17 protein-coding genes are annotated in these 14762 nt (G+C 67.7%); 6 read left to right on the top strand and 11 right to left on the bottom strand.

Features of this window, described 5'->3' with window-relative positions; genetic code table 11:
• Positions 1 to 33 precede the first annotated feature (33 nt).
• Entirely contained in the window at positions 34 to 573 is a 540-nt protein-coding gene (gene hpt / locus C8N38_RS00705) for a hypoxanthine phosphoribosyltransferase (protein ID WP_108022944.1), read from the top strand.
• A 13-nt stretch (positions 574 to 586) separates the two neighbouring features.
• On the opposite strand, the gene C8N38_RS00700 is transcribed toward hpt, so the two are convergent.
• Positions 587 to 1018, bottom strand: coding sequence for a SufE family protein (locus C8N38_RS00700; RefSeq protein WP_108022942.1), 432 nt, complete (start codon positions 1016 to 1018; stop codon positions 587 to 589).
• A gap of 131 nt (positions 1019 to 1149) precedes the next feature.
• On the opposite strand from C8N38_RS00700, the gene C8N38_RS00695 reads away from it, so the two are divergent.
• The gene (locus C8N38_RS00695; RefSeq protein WP_108022940.1) at positions 1150 to 1623 is read left to right on the top strand and encodes a hypothetical protein; all 474 of its coding nucleotides are present in this window, start codon (positions 1150 to 1152) and stop codon (positions 1621 to 1623) included.
• Between the two features lie 91 nt (positions 1624 to 1714).
• A complete protein-coding gene (locus C8N38_RS00690; RefSeq protein ID WP_108022938.1) occupies positions 1715 to 2014 on the top strand; it encodes a hypothetical protein in 300 nt (99 codons plus the stop codon).
• 31 nt (positions 2015 to 2045) lie between these two features.
• On the opposite strand, the gene rnd is transcribed toward C8N38_RS00690, so the two are convergent.
• From rnd to C8N38_RS00650, 9 genes are all read right to left on the bottom strand, one after another.
• Complete coding sequence (gene rnd / locus C8N38_RS00685; protein ID WP_108022936.1) at positions 2046 to 3209, bottom strand: ribonuclease D; 1164 nt, start codon at positions 3207 to 3209, stop codon at positions 2046 to 2048.
• Between the two features lie 123 nt (positions 3210 to 3332).
• Positions 3333 to 3932: a phosphoribosylglycinamide formyltransferase gene (gene purN / locus C8N38_RS00680; RefSeq protein ID WP_108022934.1), complete on the bottom strand. Its 600-nt coding sequence runs from the start codon at positions 3930 to 3932 to the stop codon at positions 3333 to 3335.
• The gene (gene purM / locus C8N38_RS00675) at positions 3929 to 4975 is read right to left on the bottom strand and encodes a phosphoribosylformylglycinamidine cyclo-ligase (protein WP_108022932.1); all 1047 of its coding nucleotides are present in this window, start codon (positions 4973 to 4975) and stop codon (positions 3929 to 3931) included. The genes purN and purM overlap by 4 nt, the downstream gene beginning before the upstream one ends.
• A 160-nt stretch (positions 4976 to 5135) precedes the next feature.
• Positions 5136 to 5744 (bottom strand): superoxide dismutase, encoded by a 609-nt coding sequence (locus C8N38_RS00670; RefSeq protein ID WP_108022930.1) that lies wholly within the window; start codon positions 5742 to 5744, stop codon positions 5136 to 5138.
• A gap of 69 nt (positions 5745 to 5813) precedes the next feature.
• On the bottom strand, positions 5814 to 6413 hold the full coding sequence (locus tag C8N38_RS00665) for a sarcosine oxidase subunit gamma (protein WP_245895466.1): 600 nt from the start codon (positions 6411 to 6413) through the stop codon (positions 5814 to 5816).
• On the bottom strand, positions 6406 to 9414 hold the full coding sequence (locus C8N38_RS00660) for a sarcosine oxidase subunit alpha family protein (protein ID WP_108022927.1): 3009 nt from the start codon (positions 9412 to 9414) through the stop codon (positions 6406 to 6408). Before C8N38_RS00660 ends, C8N38_RS00665 begins: the two co-directional genes overlap by 8 nt.
• Positions 9411 to 9740, bottom strand: a complete 330-nt coding sequence (locus C8N38_RS00655; protein ID WP_108022925.1) for a sarcosine oxidase subunit delta — start codon at positions 9738 to 9740, stop codon at positions 9411 to 9413. Before C8N38_RS00655 ends, C8N38_RS00660 begins: the two co-directional genes overlap by 4 nt.
• 60 nt (positions 9741 to 9800) lie before the next feature.
• Positions 9801 to 9974 carry a hypothetical protein gene (locus C8N38_RS21325; protein ID WP_158272268.1) on the bottom strand — a complete coding sequence of 58 codons (174 nt, stop codon included), beginning with the start codon at positions 9972 to 9974 and terminating at the stop codon, positions 9801 to 9803.
• A 217-nt stretch (positions 9975 to 10191) separates the two neighbouring features.
• Positions 10192 to 11439 (bottom strand): sarcosine oxidase subunit beta family protein, encoded by a 1248-nt coding sequence (locus C8N38_RS00650; protein ID WP_108022923.1) that lies wholly within the window; start codon positions 11437 to 11439, stop codon positions 10192 to 10194.
• A 205-nt stretch (positions 11440 to 11644) separates the two neighbouring features.
• Here C8N38_RS00650 and ccmI point away from each other — a divergent pair, with 205 nt between their 5' ends.
• From ccmI to C8N38_RS00635, 3 genes are read left to right on the top strand one after another with little or no spacing between them, the layout of a single operon-like run.
• Positions 11645 to 12883, top strand: a complete 1239-nt coding sequence (gene ccmI, locus C8N38_RS00645) for a c-type cytochrome biogenesis protein CcmI (RefSeq protein WP_108022921.1) — start codon at positions 11645 to 11647, stop codon at positions 12881 to 12883.
• A complete protein-coding gene (ruvX, locus tag C8N38_RS00640; protein WP_245895465.1) occupies positions 12880 to 13359 on the top strand; it encodes a Holliday junction resolvase RuvX in 480 nt (159 codons plus the stop codon). Before ccmI ends, ruvX begins: the two co-directional genes overlap by 4 nt.
• A complete protein-coding gene (locus tag C8N38_RS00635; RefSeq protein WP_108022917.1) occupies positions 13356 to 13580 on the top strand; it encodes a DUF1289 domain-containing protein in 225 nt (74 codons plus the stop codon). Before ruvX ends, C8N38_RS00635 begins: the two co-directional genes overlap by 4 nt.
• A 194-nt stretch (positions 13581 to 13774) precedes the next feature.
• On the opposite strand, the gene C8N38_RS00630 is transcribed toward C8N38_RS00635, so the two are convergent.
• Positions 13775 to 14674: a LysR substrate-binding domain-containing protein gene (locus C8N38_RS00630; protein ID WP_108022915.1), complete on the bottom strand. Its 900-nt coding sequence runs from the start codon at positions 14672 to 14674 to the stop codon at positions 13775 to 13777.
• Positions 14675 to 14762: the final 88 nt, after the last annotated feature.

Genomic DNA, 14762 nt, shown 5'->3' with positions numbered 1-14762 from the left:
CTGCTAGAAACCCGGCAAAATCAAGGGGGACCCATGGCCGAGAGACCATATGTCATAGACGAGTTGCTGTCGGCCAAGACCATCGCGGCCCGCGTCGAATCGCTGGCGGGCGAGATCACCGCGCATTTCGCCGATACCGAAAAGCTGGTCGTCGTCGGGCTGTTGCGCGGCTCGTTCATCTTCATCGCCGATCTGGTGCGCGAGCTGAACCTGCCGGTCGAGGTCGATTTCATCGAGACCTCGTCCTACGGAAATTCCACGACCTCGTCGCGCGAGGTGCGCATCCTGAAGGACCTGCGCGGCGAGATCGGCGGCCGCGACGTGCTGGTGGTCGAGGACATCGTCGATACCGGCCACACGCTGAAACACGTGTTGCACCTGCTGAACGGCCGCAAGCCCGCGCGGCTGGAATGCTGCGCGCTGCTCGACAAGCCGTCGCGGCGCGAGGTCGACGTGCGCGCGCGCTGGGTGGGCTTCGAGATCCCCGACCGCTTCGTGGTGGGCTTCGGCATCGACTATGCCCAGCGCAACCGCAACCTGCCCTATATCGGCGCGGTGCGGTTCACCGGCTGAGGGGCGCGAGGGCTCAGACCCCTTCGGCGACGCCCGCGGCCTGGGTGCGGATGCGTTCGACCATGGCGCGCAGCCCGTTCGAGCGTTGCGAGGACAGGTGCTCGTCGAGCCCCAGCCGCGCCAGCTGGGCGCCCGCGTCGGTCTCAAGCACCTCAACCACCGTGAGCCCGTCGTAAAGCGCCCGCAGCACCGCGATCAGCCCCTTGACGATCATCGCATCGCTGTCGCCCTTGAAGTGATAGATCGCCTCACGCCCCTCGCCCTCGACATCGGCCATCAGCCAGACCTGGCTGGCACATCCGTCGACCTTGGTCGCGGGCACCTTGAACGCCTCGGACAGGGGCTCCATCGCCTTGCCCATTTCGATCACATGGCGATAGCGGTCCTCCCAGTCCTCCAGGAACTCGAAAGTGTCCACGATCTCCTCGAAGGCCTCACTTGCCACGTCGTCTCTCCTTGCCTGACTGTCCCTGACTAGCCCCGGCCCGGGCAAAGGTCCAGCTTCGGGGCCAGACCGGCTTTTCAACCGCGCCGGTTTCGGCTAACCGATTGGACGAAGCAACCGGGGGCCTGCCCATGAAATCATCGCTTTCGGCCGTGCTCTGCGCGGCGCTCGCCCTCTCCGCCTGCGGGACCGTGCGCGAGTCGCGGATCAACCCGTTCAACTGGTTCCGCAGCTCGACCGAGGCCGAGACCACCGAAACGCAGGTCCGGACCGCCAAGGACGAAGACCCGCGCGCGCTGGTCGACCAGGTGGTCGAGATGAGCATCGACCGCGCCCCGGGCGGCGCCATCGTGACCGCGACCGGTCTGCCGGTCCGTCAGGGGTTCTGGAATGCTGAACTGGTGCGGGTCGAATCCGATGCCGACGCCCCGACCGACACGCTGGTCTACGATTTCCGCATCGCGTCCCCCGGCACCGCCACCCCCGTCGGCACCGAGCCGTCGCGGCTGGTCACGGCCGCGCGGTTCCTGTCGGATCAGGATCTCGAAGGCATCCGCACCATCCTCGTGCGCGGCGCCCAGAACCAGCGCCAGGCGCGCCGCTAAGGCGGCCGGTCGCCAAGATAACACGGTCCCGCGCGGTGATGCGCGGCTCCGTGCACGGACCGACCAGACAGTCACGGTGACGGAGGACATCATGAAGATCAGGCTTGTTTCCCTAATCGTCTGCGGCACGACCGTCCTTGCCGCCTGCCAGCCCAACGACACCGCCCTGACGACGGGTCAGGGCCCGACGGCGGCCTCGCAGGCGCGGCTCATCGAGACCGAAACGCCCCCCGAATATATCCCTTGCAGCGAACTGGAACGGAAGCTAGCCGTCAGCGATGCGAAGGTGAGGGCGTTCAGCTCCCGCAACACGTCGAGCGAGGCGATCTACTGGCGCGACCGGAACAAGCGCCTCATCGCCCGCGCCTACGAATGCAAACGACCCAGGTGAGCCCCGCGGACGGGGCCGTCCCGCCCGTCGCCTAGAGCGGCACCACCACCACGTTGCTGCCCTTGGCGGCCAGAGCGATCTTGCCCGCGCAAAGTTGCAGCGCGTCATCGCCGAAGACCTCGGCCCGCCAGCCGCGCAGCGCCGGGACGTCGCGGCGCCCGGCGGCGATGGCGTCCAGCTCGGAGGCGGTCGCGATCAGCTTCTGCGCCACCCCGGCCTCTTCAGACTTGGCCTTCAGCAGCACCCGCAGAAGATCGGCCAGCGCCGGGTTCACCTGCAGCTTGTCGTCGGTGTCGGGCATTGTCGGATAGTCGGCCTGGGGCGTCTCGGCGGCCGCGGCAATCGCCGCGATGATCCCTTCGGCAATCTCGCCCCGCCGCGCCTCGCGCAACAACAGCCGCGAGCGCGACAGGTCCTCGAAGCTTTGCGGCTTGGTCGAAGCCAGCTCCAGCAGCGCGTCGTCCTTGTAGACCCGGTTGCGCGGAATGTTGCGGGCCTGGGCATAGGTTTCGCGGAACCGCGCCAGCTCCTTGACCGCGACGAGGAACTTGCCCGAATGGGTGCGGGTCTTGACCCGGCGCCAGGCCTCTTCGGGGTGGACGATATAGGTCGCGGGGTCGGTCAGGACGCTCAGCTCTTCCTGCAACCACTTGGCCCGGCCGGTCTTTTCCAGCTCGGCCGCGAGATATTCGTAGATCACCCGCAGATGGGTGACATCGGCCAGCGCATAGGATTTCTGCGCGTCCGACAGCGGCCGGCGCGACCAGTCGGTAAAGCGCGAGGTCTTGTCGAGATTGGCCCGCGCGATCTTCCGGACCAGCGTCTCGTAGCCCACCTGTTCGCCGAAGCCGCAGACCATGGCCGCGACCTGGGTGTCGAACAGCGGTTCGGGGAAGACCTTGCCTTCGGTGAAGAAGATCTCCAGATCCTGCCGGGCGGCGTGGAACACCTTGACCACGGAAGGATTGCGGAAAAGCCCGTAAAGCGGCTCGAGCGACAGATCGCCCGCCAGCGGGTCGACCAGCACGGCCGCGCCCTCGGTTCCGTCGCGCGCGGGCAGCGCCAGCTGCACGAGGCAGAGCTTGGCGTAATAGGTCCGCTCGCGCAGGAATTCGGTGTCGATGGTGATATAGGGGGCGCTCGCGGCCTCCTCGCAGAAGGCGGCCAGCGCCTCGGTCGTGGTCAGTGTCTTCATCTCAGCCCGCATGAAACCGATAGCACCTCGCAAGAACCCCGACCCGTTCGTGATAGTAAAACCGCCGGAGAATGGAAAGGCCGCATCGCCCTGACTGTCCGCCTTCGCAACATGGCACGCGGCTCAGGGCAGCAGAACCGGCGTCCGGTCGCCCGCCGCAAAGCGGCGCAGAACGGCCGGATAAAGCGCATGTTCCTGCACCAGCACCCGCGCGGCCAGCGTGTCGGCGGTGTCGTCCGGCAGCACCGGCACCCGCGCCTGGCCGAGGATCGGCCCGCCATCGAGCTCGGCCGTGACCTCGTGGACGGTGCAGCCCGCCTCGGCATCGCCCGCCTCGAGCGCGCGCGCATGGGTATGAAGCCCGCGATAGTTGGGCAAGAGCGAGGGGTGGATGTTCAGCATCCGCCCGGCCCAGGCCTCGGTGAACCCCGGGGTCAGCACCCGCATGAACCCGGCAAGGCACAGGATGTCGGGACGCGCCTCGGCCAGCCGGTCCATCAAGGCCGCCTCGAAGGCCGCGCGGTCCTTGCCGAAGGGGCGGTGATCGACGGCGGCAACCGGAATGCCGATGGCGCGCGCCCGGTCGAGCCCCTTGGCGCCCGGATCGTTCGACAGCACCAGCACCGGGCGCGCCGGATGATCGCCGGTCATGCTTTCGGCAAGCGCCACCATGTTCGACCCCGATCCCGAGATCAGGATCGCAACGCGCTTGGGGTCGGTCACAGCAGGCGTCCCTCGTAGGCGACCCCCTGCCCCGGCCCGACCCGGCCGATCCGGGCCACGGTCTCGCCCGTCTCGGCCAGAAGCGCCGTCAGCGCCTCGGCCCGGTCCTCGGCCACGACCAGAACCATTCCGATCCCGGCATTGAAGGTCTTCAGAAGTTCGGCCTCGGCCAGCCCGGCGGTTTCGGCCAGCCAGCGGAAGACGGGCGGCAGATCCCAGGTCGACAGATCGACCGTCGCGCCCAGGCCCTCGGGCAGCACGCGCGGCAGGTTCTCGGTCAGCCCGCCGCCGGTGATATGGGCCAACCCGTGCACACCGCCCGCCCGGATCGCCGCGAGCGCCGGTTTGACGTAAAGCCGGGTCGGCGCCAGCAGCGCGGCGCCCAGCGGGCCGTCGGCGAAGGGCGCGGGCGCGTCCCAGCCAAGGCCCGCGACCTCGACCACCTTGCGGACCAGCGAATAGCCGTTCGAATGCACCCCGTCCGAGGCCAGCCCCAGAAGCACGTCGCCCTCGGCCACGTTGGCGGGCAGATCGTGGCCGCGTTCCATCGCGCCGACGGCAAAGCCCGCCAGATCGAAGTCGCCGCCATGATACATGCCCGGCATCTCGGCGGTCTCGCCCCCGATCAGCGCGCAGCCAGAGCGCAGGCAGCCCTCGGCGATGCCCTCGATCACCCGCGCCGCCTCGTCGATCTCAAGCTTGCCGGTCGCGAAATAGTCCAGGAAGAACAGCGGCTCGGCGCCCTGGCAGACCAGATCGTTGACGCACATCGCCACCAGATCGATGCCGACCCCGTCGAGATGGCCGGTATCGATGGCGATCCGAAGCTTGGTGCCGACGCCATCGGTCGCGGCCACCAGCACCGGGTCGAGATAGCCCGCAGCCTTCAGATCGAACAGCGCGCCGAACCCGCCCAGCCCGGCGACGGTCCCGGCCCGCCCGGTCCGCTTGGCGGCCGGCTTGATCCGCTCGACGAGCGCATTGCCTGCGTCGATATCCACGCCCGCCTCGGCATAGGTCAGGCCGTTCTTCCGCTCGCTCATGGGGCTCTCCCGTCTGGTTGGCTGCGCTTTAGCGCAACGCCCGCACGAAGGAAAGCCGGAGCCGCGGCCGCGCGGAAAGAGAAACCCCGCCACGGCGCGGAGGCCGGGCGGGGTCCGATGAGGTCAGGCGATCCGGGGGGCCGGATCGATCGCGGCAGCGTCAGGCGTTCGACAGACGCTGCGCCACGTTTTCCCAGTTGACCAGCTTGTCGAGGAAGTTGGTCAGGTAGGCCGGCCGCTTGTTGCGGAAGTCGATGTAGTAGGAATGCTCCCACACGTCGCAGCCCAGAAGCGCGGTCTGGCCGAAGCACAGCGGGTTCACGCCGTTCTCGGTCTTGGTGACCTTCAGCGTGCCGTCGCTATCGACCACCAGCCAGGCCCAGCCGGACCCGAACTGACCGGCCCCGGCGGCGGCGAAGTCTTCCTTGAATTTCTCGACCGAGCCGAAGGCGTCCTTCAGGCGCGATTCAAGCTCGGAGGGCATCGCCACCGGCTTCGGCGACATCATTTCCCAGAACTGGGTGTGGTTCCAGTGCTGCGAGGCGTTGTTGAAGATCCCCGACTGGGCCACCGCGCCGCTCTGATAGGTGCCCTTGACGATCTCCTCGACGGGCTTGTCGGCCCATTCGGTGCCTTCGATCAGCTTGTTGCCGTTGTCGACATAAGCCTTGTGGTGAATGTCATGGTGATATTCCAGCGTTTCCTTGGACATGCCGCTGTCGGACAGCGCGTCATGCGCATAGGGAAGGGCGGGAAGTTCGAAAGCCATCAAAAGACCTCCTTTTTCGTTAACGAACTGCGTCACTTTGGCCTAGATGGAGAGCGCAAAGCCAGATCGTCAACCCCCTCTGCCGAAATAGTCCGCAGAGGGCGCTGCCGTCGCAGCGGCAAGCAGGTCCCGGACGTATACGGCCACCGAGCGGAAACAGATCACCCCGAAGCGGTCGTTGCTTTCGCACCAGATCGCGGCGGGCACCTGGGCCAGCCGGGTCCGCCGGAAACCGCCGGGCCGGAACGCGCCGGGCGCCATGTCGGCGGGTGTCAGCCGGGCCAGAACCTCGCGCCCGCCCGTGCCGTAAAGCCGGAAGACCGCGCGCGCGTCCGACATGTCGGCGACCGTGGCATGGCGTGCTTTCAGCGCGCGCCCCAGCGTCTCGATCGTGCGCGGCACCTCGGCATAGGGCAGGAACAGCAGCAATTCGTCCGGCGCCATCCAGGCGAGCCCCCGGTCGCCCTCGATGGTCCCCTCCAGTTCGCCCGGCAGGTCGATGCCGGTCACCCCGGTCGCGGCATTGCGGAGCTTCGCATCCGCCAGATCGCCCTTGAGCGCGATCATGCCCTGCAGCGGCCCCTCCTCGATCCGGGCCAGCCCGTCGGCGCGGAAGCCGCCCAGGGCGGAAACCGGCGCCGACACCGATGCAGTCACGGGTTCAGACATTCTGTTTCTCCCCTTCCGGGTCGTAGAAGACCGGGCTGACGATCCGGGCCTCGCGCGTGCTGCCATCGGCGCAGGTGAAGGCGATCACCTCGCCCATGCGGTCGGGTCCGTGCAGGACAAGCCCCATGGCGATGCCCCGCCTGAGCGTCGGCGAATAGTAGGTCGAGGTCACGCGGCCCTGCGTGTTGCGCTGGCCATTGGCATTGCGCCCCGGCGCCGCCGCATAGACCCCGTCCGGCAGGACCGACCCGTCGGGCGTTTCCAGCCCGACAAGCTTCCAGCGGGTCGGGTCGGTCATGTGGCTGCGTTCCTGCGCGCGCTTGCCGATGAAGTCGTCCTTCTTCTTCGACACCGCCCAGTCGAGCCCCAGATCCTGCGGGATCACCGTGCCGTCGCTTTCGTCGCCGATCATGATGAAGCCCTTCTCGGCCCGCAGCACATGCAGAGCCTCGGTGCCATAGGGCGCGATCCCCAGATCGGCCCCGGCCGCCAGACAGGCATCCCAGAAGGCCCGCCCCTGCCCGGCCCGCACCGCGATCTCGAAGCTCAACTCGCCCGAGAAGGAAATCCGGTAGACCCGCACCGGGAAGCCGCCAAGCTCGCCCTCGGTCCAGGCCATGAAGGGCAGCGCCTCCTTCGACAGATCCATGCCCCCCAGCCGGTCCAGCACCTCGCGTGCCTTCGGGCCCGCGACGGCGATCTGGGCGAACTGTTCGGTCTGGTTGACCACATGGACCTTGAGGTCCCACCATTCGGTCTGGAGCCATTCCTCCATGTGCTGGTGCACATGCTCGGCCCCGCCCGAGGTGGTGTGGCACAGGAAGCTGTCTTCGGACAGCCGCGCCACCACGCCGTCATCCATCAGGAAGCCGTTTTCCGAACACATCAGGCCATAGCGGCAGCGGCCGACCTTCAGGGTCGACATCATGTTGGTATAGACCCGGTCGAGGAAGACGCCCGCATCAGGCCCCTTGACGAAGATCTTGCCCAGCGTCGAGGCATCGAGCAGCCCCACCGCCTCGCGGACCGCCAGAACCTCGCGCCGGATCGCGGCGCCGTGGCTTTCGCCCTTGCGGGGGTAGCAATAGGGGCGGCGCCAGTGGCCGACAGGTTCGAAATGGGCGCCCTGCTCCTCGTGCCAGTCCTGCATCGGCGTGCGCCGCAACGGCTGGAAGGTCTCGCCGATGCCGGGGCCCGCGATGGCGCCGAAGGTCAGGGGCGTGTAGGGCGGCCGGAAGGTCGTGGTGCCGACGGCCGGGATCTCGGCGCCCAGGGCATCGGCCAGGATCGCCAGACCGTTGACGTTGGACAGCTTGCCCTGATCCGTCGCCATGCCGAGCGTTGTGTAGCGCTTGGTATGTTCGACGCTTTCATAGCCCTCGCGCGCGGCCAGCTGGACGTCCGACACCTTCACGTCGTTCTGGTAGTCGAGGAACATCTTCATCCTCAGCTCGGGCCCCGCCCGGCGCGGCAGGATCCAGGCGGGCTCGACCGGCTTCTGCTCGGGCGCCGAGGCGACCGCATCGACCGGTTCGGCGTCAAAGCCCGCGGCCAGCGCCGCGGCCGCCCCGGCCCGCGCCGCATCGAGCTGGCAGCGCTTGGCCAGCAGCGCGCCATTCGCGGCCCCCGCGGCGTGGACGAAGGTGCCCCCGTCATGGGATTTCGGCGCGCGTTCGGCATCGGGGCGGAAGCTGGCCTGCTTGGCGTCCCAGAACAGCTTGCCGCCCGCATGGGACCACAGATGGACGGCGGGCGACCAGCCGCCCGACATCGCCACCGCGTCGCAGGCAATGCGGTCGGTCGGATAGCCCTTGCCGTCGACCGGACCGATCCCGACCGACCGGACCCGCTTGCCGCCCGCCACATCGACCACGGTCATGCCGGTCCGGACCTCGATCCCGGCCTTCAGCGCGGTCCTTGCCAGCGGCCCGTCGGCGACGGCGCGGGTGTCGAGGATCGCGGGCACCTCGAGCCCCGCCTCCAGCAGGCACAGCGCGGTGCGATAGGCGTCGTCATTGTTGGTCAGAACGACAGTGCGGCGGCCGGGCGCGACCGCCCAGTTCTCCACGAAGTCGCGCACCGCCGAGGCCAGCATCACGCCCGGCACGTCATTGCCCGGGAAGGCCAGCGGCCGTTCCAGCGCCCCGGCCGCGACGATCACCTGCCGGGTGCGGATCTTCCACAACCGATGGCGCGGGCCGCCCGCGTCCGGTGCGTGGTCGGTCAGCCGCTCATGGGCCAGGGCAAAGCCGTGATCGTAAATGCCCACGCCCTGACAGCGCAGCCGGAGCGTGACATTCGCCATGCCAGACAGGGTCGCCACGGTCTGCGCGACCCAGGCCTCGGCCGGGTGCCCCTCGATCTCGACCCCGTCGACCGGAGCGCGACCGCCCCAATGGGCGGTCTGCTCGACGATCAGAACCCGCGCGCCCGCCCGGCCCGCGACCAGCGCCGCCTGCAACCCGGCGACCCCGCCGCCGACGATCAGCACATCGATATGGACGTGGAAATGTTCGTAGCTGTCGGGATCTTGCTCGGACGGCGCCCGGCCAAGTCCGGCCGATTGCCGGATCAGCGGTTCGTAGATGTGTTCCCAGAAGGCCGCGGGCTTGAGGAATGTCTTATAGTAGAAGCCCGCGGGCAGAAAGCGCGACAGCTTGCTGTTGATCGCGCCGATATCGAAGGCAAGCGAGGGAAAGCGGTTCTGGCTTTCCGCCACCAGCCCGTCGAACAGCTCGGTCGTGGTGGTGCGCTGGTTCGGCTCGAACCGGCCGCGGGTGCCAAGACCCACAAGGGCGTTCGGCTCCTCGGCACCCGAGGCGACGATGCCGCGCGGGCGGTGATACTTGAAGGACCGGCCGACCAGCATCCGGTCATTGGCCAGCAGCGCCGAGGCCAGCGTGTCGCCCGCGAACCCGTGGCACTCGGCCCCGTCGAAGGCAAATCCCAGACGCGCGCTGCGGTCGATCAGGCGACCGCCCGAAGACAGGCGAAAGCTCATGCCCGGCCCTCCCAGGCAAAGCCCGGCACCCGGGCGGCAATCTTGTCGAGAAGCTCGCGCGGCGGCTCGGGGGTCTGGGCGGGATAGGTGCCGTAGACTTCCAGCGTCACCGTGTTGCGCGCCGCATGGAACCACTTGCCGCAGCCATGGGCGTGGCGCCAGCGTTCGAAGTGAACGCCCTTGGGGTTCTTGCGATGGAAGAGATAGGCCTCGAATGCCTCGGCATCCGCGCCCGGGCCGACGCGCGCGATATGCGCCTCGCCGCCCGGGGCCAGTTCGGTTTCCTCTGCGGCGGCGCCGCAGCAGGGACAAGTCAGGACAAGCATCGCGCCCCCTCGGTCCGGTTCAGTGACTGGCGGACGGGGGCGCGGTGACGGGCCCCCGGATTATTCGTCGGGAAGCGGGAAGACCTGGGCTTGCTGGGTGCCGCTTCCGGCATAGTACACATGGGCGCCGACGACGCCGAGGAACAGCGGGAAGAGCACCCCCCCCACCAGACCGATCCACTTGGCAGCGGATGCGGGCACCAGTTCGTCGTAGCTCGAGTTATTCTCAGACATGCGCGGCTCTCCGAATTGCTTTTGGCGCAACTTATGCAAACCGCGGGATGGGTCAAGACGACCAAAGGACCAGAACGCCCGTCTGCGACACCGCGGCTCAGGTGCGCAGAGCCTGGAGCGCGGCTGTTAACGGCCTGTAAAGGCTGACCGGGACGGGAGACCGGCGCGAGTCGGGCTGTCGCAGCCGAGGGCCAAGCGGCGGGACCGGCGGCTGGCATCAATGCGCCACCCCGGCGGCGACGCTTTCATCGACGAACCGGCCCGCGCCGAAGCGGTCGAGCCCGAATTCCGCCGCCAGCGGCCCAGGCTCGCCCTTGGCCACAAGCTCGGCCATCGCCCAGCCCGAGCCGGGGATCGCCTTGAACCCGCCAGTGCCCCAGCCGCAATTGATGAAGCAGTTGCCAAGCGGCGTTTTCGACAGGATCGGCGAGCGGTCGCCGGTCATGTCGACGATGCCGCCCCATTGGCGCAGCATCTTCAGCCGCGAGATGATCGGGAAGGTCTCGATCAGGGCGCGGATCGTGTCCTCGACATGCTGGAAACTGCCGCGCTGGGTGTAGTTGTTGAACCCGTCGGCGCCGCCGCCGATCACCAGCTCGCCCTTGTCGGACTGGCTCATGTAGCCATGCACGGTGTTGGCCATGACGACGGTGTCGATCACCGGCTTGATGGGCTCCGACACCAGCGCCTGCAGCGCCACCGACTCGATCGGCAGGCGGAACCCGGCCATCTCGGCCAGCACGCCCGAATGGCCCGCCACCACGATCGCGAGCTTGCCGCAGTCGATGGCCCCCTTGGTGGTCTCGATCCCGGTGACCTTGCCCGCCTTCTGCCGGACCGCGGTGACCTCGCATTGCTGGATGATGTCGATCCCCATGGCCGAACAGGCGCGGGCATAGCCCCAGGCGACCGCATCGTGGCGCGCGGTGCCGCCCCGCTTCTGCCAGAGCGCGCCCAGAACCGGATAGCGCGGCCCGTCGATATTGATGATCGGCACGATCTCCTTCACGCGCTTCGCATCGACATATTCGGTGTCGATGCCCTGCAGCACGTTGGCCGCCGCCGTCCGTTTCCAGCCGCGCGCCTCGTGTTCGGACTGGGCCAGCATCAGGCAGCCGCGCGGGCTGAACATCACGTTGTAGTTCAGATCCTGGCTCAGCCCGTCATAGAGCGACCGCGCCTTCTCGAAGATCGCGGCCGAGGGGTCCTGCAGGTAGTTCGAGCGGATGATCGTGGTGTTCCGGCCGGTATTGCCGCCGCCAAGCCAACCCTTCTCGATCACTGCGACATTTCGCACGCCATGGTTCTTGCCCAGATAATAGGCCGTGGCGAGGCCGTGCCCGCCCGCGCCCACCACGATGACGTCGTAGCGGGCCTTGGGTTCGGGCGAGGCCCAGGCCTTTTCCCAGCCCTCATGGTAGCTGGCGGCCTCACGGGCAATGGCGAATGCGGAATAGCGTTTCATGGCCACGGGCGAATCCCCTTGGGTTTGCGGGCTCTTTGGCCCCGTTTAAGCACCCTGCTCCGGCGCCCCCCTGCCCGCCAGCGGCATGCCATCAAAAGAACGCGACACCGGCGCCGAAGGCAAGGGGTCGAACCGCTTTGGTCTTTCGAAACCGGGCCAAGCATACTAGATCGGCTGGGGCAGGCAGAGAGGGGGCCCCTATCCCATGACCTTTATCGTCGTCGCCATCGGCATGGCCGCCGTGATCGCCGCGGTTCTGACGCTGACGCTGATCCGGGGCCGCCGCGGCGACGAACCGGCCGCAGCCTACGACCTGCGCGTCTATCGCGAACAGCTCGACGAGGTCGAGCGCGACCTTGCGCGCGGCGTGATCGCCGAGGACGAAGCCGCGCGCATCCGCACCGAGGTGTCGCGCCGGGTGCTGGAGGCCGACCGCAAGCTCGCGCGTCAGGCCGCGACCGGCCAGGCCCCGAAGGCGCTGAGCCTCGTGGCAGGCATCGCGGTGCTGGCCGTGCTGCTGGGCGGCGCCTGGATCACCTACAGCTACAATGGCGCGCCGGGCTATGCCGACCAGCCGCTCGATCTGCGCAAGTCCGAGGCCGCCGACTACCGCGAAACCCGGATGCGTCAGGCCGAGGCCGAGGCCAAGGCCCCGCCGATGCCCGGCCTGCCCACCCCCGACGCCGAACATCTGAAACTGGTCGAAAAGCTCCGCCAGGTGGTGACCGAGCGCGGCGACGATCTGCAGGGGCTGGAGCTTCTGGCCCATAACGAGGCGGCGCTGGGCAACTTCAAGGCGGCCTACGAGGCCCAGGCGAAGGTGATCGCGCTGAAGGGCGCCCAGGCCACCGCCAACGATTACGCGACCGAAGCCGACATGATGGTGCTGGCCAGCTCGGGCTATGTGTCGCCCGAAGCCGAGGCCGCGCTGGAACAGGCGCTGAACCGCAATCCGCAGAACGGCACGGCGCTTTACTACTGGGGGCTCATGCATATCCAGACCGGGCGGCCCGACATCGCCTTCCGGGTCTGGCGCGAGTTGCTGAACGTGTCGAAGGCGGATGACCCGTGGCTTCCCATCGTGCGCGAGCAGATGCCGAACCTCGCCTGGTATGCGGGCGACGAACGCTATCAGCTGCCGCCCATGCCCGCCGCTGGCGGCGCCCCCGGACCCAGCGCCGAGGACATGGCCGCGGCCGAGGACATGACCCCCGAGGCCCGGCAGGAAATGATCCGCGGCATGGTCGCCCGGCTGTCGGCGCGGCTCGCAGATCAGGGCGGCAGCCCCGAGGAATGGGCCCGGCTGATCGGCGCGCTCGGCGTGCTTGGCGACCGCGAGCAGGCGGGTGCCATCTGGGCCGAGGCGCAGCAGACCTTTGCCGCCCAGCCCGATGCGCTGGCCACCATCCGGCAAGCCGCGCAATCGGCGGGCGTGGCCGAGTGAGCGTGCACGACACCCCCGAGGACTTCGCGGCGGCGTTGACCCGCCCCGCCGCGCTGATCGGGCTCGATTTCGGCGAAAAGACCATCGGCGTCGCGGTGTCGGACCCGTTCTGGACCGTGGCGAGCCCGCTCGAGACGATCCGGCGCAAGAAATTCACCCTCGATGCCGGGCGGGTGCTGGACATCGCCCAGGGCCGCACCGTGGGCGGGATCGTGCTGGGCCTGCCGCGCAACATGGACGGGACCGAGGGCGCGCGCTGCCAGTCGACCCGCGCCTTCGCGCGCAACCTGTCGCGGCTGACCGAGCTGCCCATCGGGTTCTGGGACGAACGGTTGTCGACCGTCGCGGCCGAACGCGCGCTGCTCGAGGCCGACACCTCGCGCCGGCGCCGGGCCGAGGTCATTGACCATGTGGCCGCGGGCTATATCCTTCAGGGACTGCTGGACAGACTACGGAACCTGACCGCCGCGCCATGACCGACACCGACGCCCCGATCGAGACCCCCTGCATCCGCACCTGCCGCGTCGACTGGGACAGCCGGCTGTGCATCGGCTGCCTGCGCAGCATGGAAGAAATCGGCATGTGGGGCAGCATGACCCCCGCCGAGCGCCGCCGGATCATGGCCGAGCTGCCCGCGCGCCGCGGCCGGATCAGCCCCGAGGCCGAAGCGGGCCTCCCGCGCCGGAAACGCGGCTGAGCGCGGAGGGCGCCCAGCCCTCTGTCAGTCTTCGGTCAGTATAAGTGGCAAAGCAAAACCGACTTTTGTGTCGCTTCACTGACCCGGTTCACGGCGCTCCGCATGAAGGACAGACAGGGGAGAAGCTGTCATTCGTGAAGAATGCAGCGAACGGCAGGAACGAGCCCTTAACGACCATTGCCGTTACGCTGTGGTTACCACCTGTGCAGGCACATATACTCAATGAAAGCGCGTAAAGGCGCGGGCACATGTTCGCGTCCATGATGGAAGAGCAGTGGCCCGTCGAAGCTTTGCCACCAAGGCTCCAAGACCGGCACCAGTGCGCCGCTTACAATCTGCGGCTGCAGCCATTCCTCGTAGAGATGAACAATGCCGCGCCCCTCGACCGCCATCGAAACCGCCAGATCGACTGCAGTGACATCGACGGTCGCAGGACCTTGCACCTCCACGCGGATGATCTCGCCCTCTTTGTCGAATTCCCAGGGCATCGGATGACCGCCCCCGACGAATGCCGGTAGGCAGGCATGCCGATCCAGATCCTGCGGATGAAGGGGATACCCATGCCGTGCCAGGTAGGCGGGCGAGGCAGCGGTGGCAAATCTCTGGCGCGACGGCCCGATGGGCGTAAGCACCATGTTCTTCGTCACCTTATCGTCATAGCGGATACCGGCATCGCATCCCGCAGCCAAGATATCTACGACGCCGTGCTCCGCGATGATCTCTACCCGGACATCCGGATAAGCCTCTGAAAACCCGGGCAAGAGGTGTGGCAGGACAAGCCGCGCAACGCCCAGAGGAACATTCAGCCGGAGCGTGCCGCTCGGCGTGCCTCGATATTCATTTGCACTCTCCAGCGCCGCTTCCATCTCCAACATCGCGGCCTGAAGGCGGTGCAGCAGATGTGTCCCGGCCTCTGTGGTGGTGACGCTGCGGGTCGTGCGGTTCAACAGCCGGAGCCCGAGCTGATCTTCAAGCCGCCTTACCGCGCCACTCAGGCTGGACGCGCTCATCTCGGATGTCTTGGCCGCCTCACGAAAGCCACCGGCTGTGGCGACCGCAATGAAGGCGCGGGCCGCGGCGAAGTCACTCTTCATTGTGCAATTTTCCGTACAGAATGTAGATTTATAACCACCTTATCCTGAACAAATGCCTTGTCTATATCTCCCCCACAAGGAGATTATT

It is taken from the genome of Rhodovulum kholense (assembly GCF_003053725.1).
GTDB lineage: Bacteria > Pseudomonadota > Alphaproteobacteria > Rhodobacterales > Rhodobacteraceae > Rhodovulum > Rhodovulum kholense.
This window is presented reverse-complemented; position numbering and strand designations above follow the sequence as displayed.

What these genes read in the sequence shown, in the direction of transcription:
- C8N38_RS00655 (WP_108022925.1), bottom strand. Translation starts at nt 9,740, where the DNA reads ATGCTTGTCCTGACTTGTCCCTGCTGCGGCGCCGCCGCAGAGGAAACC.
- C8N38_RS00695 (WP_108022940.1), top strand. Translation starts at nt 1,150, where the DNA reads ATGAAATCATCGCTTTCGGCCGTGCTCTGCGCGGCGCTCGCCCTCTCC.
- C8N38_RS21325 (WP_158272268.1), bottom strand. Translation starts at nt 9,974, where the DNA reads ATGTCTGAGAATAACTCGAGCTACGACGAACTGGTGCCCGCATCCGCT.
- ccmI (WP_108022921.1), top strand. Translation starts at nt 11,645, where the DNA reads ATGACCTTTATCGTCGTCGCCATCGGCATGGCCGCCGTGATCGCCGCG.
- C8N38_RS00660 (WP_108022927.1), bottom strand. Translation starts at nt 9,414, where the DNA reads ATGAGCTTTCGCCTGTCTTCGGGCGGTCGCCTGATCGACCGCAGCGCG.
- purM (WP_108022932.1), bottom strand. Translation starts at nt 4,975, where the DNA reads ATGAGCGAGCGGAAGAACGGCCTGACCTATGCCGAGGCGGGCGTGGAT.
- rnd (WP_108022936.1), bottom strand. Translation starts at nt 3,209, where the DNA reads ATGAAGACACTGACCACGACCGAGGCGCTGGCCGCCTTCTGCGAGGAG.
- hpt (WP_108022944.1), top strand. Translation starts at nt 34, where the DNA reads ATGGCCGAGAGACCATATGTCATAGACGAGTTGCTGTCGGCCAAGACC.
- C8N38_RS00665 (WP_245895466.1), bottom strand. Translation starts at nt 6,413, where the DNA reads ATGTCTGAACCCGTGACTGCATCGGTGTCGGCGCCGGTTTCCGCCCTG.
- C8N38_RS00630 (WP_108022915.1), bottom strand. Translation starts at nt 14,674, where the DNA reads ATGAAGAGTGACTTCGCCGCGGCCCGCGCCTTCATTGCGGTCGCCACA.
- C8N38_RS00690 (WP_108022938.1), top strand. Translation starts at nt 1,715, where the DNA reads ATGAAGATCAGGCTTGTTTCCCTAATCGTCTGCGGCACGACCGTCCTT.
- C8N38_RS00670 (WP_108022930.1), bottom strand. Translation starts at nt 5,744, where the DNA reads ATGGCTTTCGAACTTCCCGCCCTTCCCTATGCGCATGACGCGCTGTCC.
- C8N38_RS00650 (WP_108022923.1), bottom strand. Translation starts at nt 11,439, where the DNA reads ATGAAACGCTATTCCGCATTCGCCATTGCCCGTGAGGCCGCCAGCTAC.
- C8N38_RS00635 (WP_108022917.1), top strand. Translation starts at nt 13,356, where the DNA reads ATGACCGACACCGACGCCCCGATCGAGACCCCCTGCATCCGCACCTGC.